Source organism: Nocardia sp. NPDC060255, from assembly GCF_042727395.1.
GTDB lineage: Bacteria > Actinomycetota > Actinomycetes > Mycobacteriales > Mycobacteriaceae > Nocardia.
This window is the reverse complement of record NZ_JBHXAU010000063.1, coordinates 1-1,375: the sequence shown is the minus strand read 5'-3', so window position 1 is coordinate 1,375 and position 1,375 is coordinate 1. Positions and strand designations below refer to the sequence as shown.

The 1,375-nt window shown below is 61.6% G+C and carries 1 protein-coding gene; it reads left to right on the top strand.

Annotated features, from left to right (window positions below; translation table 11 throughout):
* Positions 1-73: 73 nt before the first annotated feature.
* Positions 74-1,336 carry an IS256 family transposase gene (locus tag ACFWF1_RS44015; protein ID WP_379292235.1) on the top strand — a complete coding sequence of 421 codons (1,263 nt, stop codon included), beginning with the start codon at positions 74-76 and terminating at the stop codon, positions 1,334-1,336.
* The last annotated feature ends 39 nt before the right edge of the window (positions 1,337-1,375 follow it).

The window sequence follows — 1,375 nt, the reverse complement described above, 5'->3', positions numbered from 1 at the left end:
GGGAGTGTCCGGGAAACGGTGGATTTGATCTTGGTCTGACACGCCGAGCGTTGCTTGGCGGGAAGGATCGATGATGAGCGAAACACTGGATCCTATGACAGCTACCGAGGATCAGCGGGTGCTGGCCGAGCAGCTGGTGGCCCAGGCCAAGCAGGACAAAGTCGAGTTGATCGGCCCGGGTGGGCTGCTCAACGGTTTGACCAAGAACGTGCTCGAGATCGCCCTGGAGGCGGAGATGACCGAGCACTTGGGTTATGACAAGCATGATGCGGCGGGTCGCACGGGTGGTAATTCCCGCAACGGCACGCGTGCGAAGACGGTGCTCACCGAGATCGGGCCGGTGCAGATCGAGGTGCCGCGTGATACCGATGCGTCGTTCGATCCGCAGATCGTGCGTAAGCGGCAGCGGCGGCTGTCGGGCATCGATGACATCGTGTTGTCGTTGAGCGCCAAGGGATTGACCACCGGGGAGATCGCCGCGCATTTCGCGGACGTCTATGGCGCCAAGGTATCGAAGGATCTGATCTCCAAGATCACCGACAAGGTGATCGCAGAGATGACCGAATGGTGCAACCGGCCCCTGGATCGGGTGTATCCGGTGATGTTCATCGACGCCATTCACGTCAAGATCCGTGACGGCCAGGTCGCCAACCGGCCGATCTATGTCGCGATCGGGGTCACCTGTAATGGTGAACGCGACATCCTCGGGTTGTGGGCCGGCGACGGCGGCGAGGGCGCGAAGTTCTGGCTGTCGGTGCTGACCGACATCAAAAACCGTGGCGTGGCTGATGTGTGCATCCTGGTGTGTGACGGGTTGACCGGTTTGCCTGACGCGGTCACCGCCGTCTGGCCGCGGACGGTGGTGCAGACGTGTCTGATCCATTTGGTGCGCAACACCTTCCGCTACGCTTCCAAAAAGTATTGGCCGGAGATGGCTCGGGACCTCAAACCGGTCTACACCGCAGCCACCGAAACCGCCGCGGCCGAACGCTTCGCCGAGTTCACCGCCAAATGGGGTCAGCAGTATCCAGCGATTATCCGTATGTGGCAACGGATGTGGAGCGAGTTCGTGCCGTTCCTCGACTACGACATCGAGATCCGGCGGGTGATCTGCTCCACCAACGCGATCGAGTCACTCAACGCCCGCTACCGGCGCGCAACCCGCGCGAGAGGACACTTCCCCACCGAGCAAGCCGCCCTGAAATGCCTCTACCTCGCCACCCGGGCACTAGACCCGACCGGCCGTGGTAAGGCACGATGGGCCATGAGGTGGAAGCCCGCCTTGAACGCCTTCGCTATCACCTTCGAAGGCCGCATCACGCCGAGTAGTAACTAACCGATGCCAGGGCAGATCCACCGTTAATCTGACACTCCC

Excerpts from the sequence above, each read along its gene's own strand:
- ACFWF1_RS44015 (WP_379292235.1), top strand. The coding sequence starts at position 74 with ATGAGCGAAACACTGGATCCTATGACAGCTACCGAGGATCAGCGGGTG.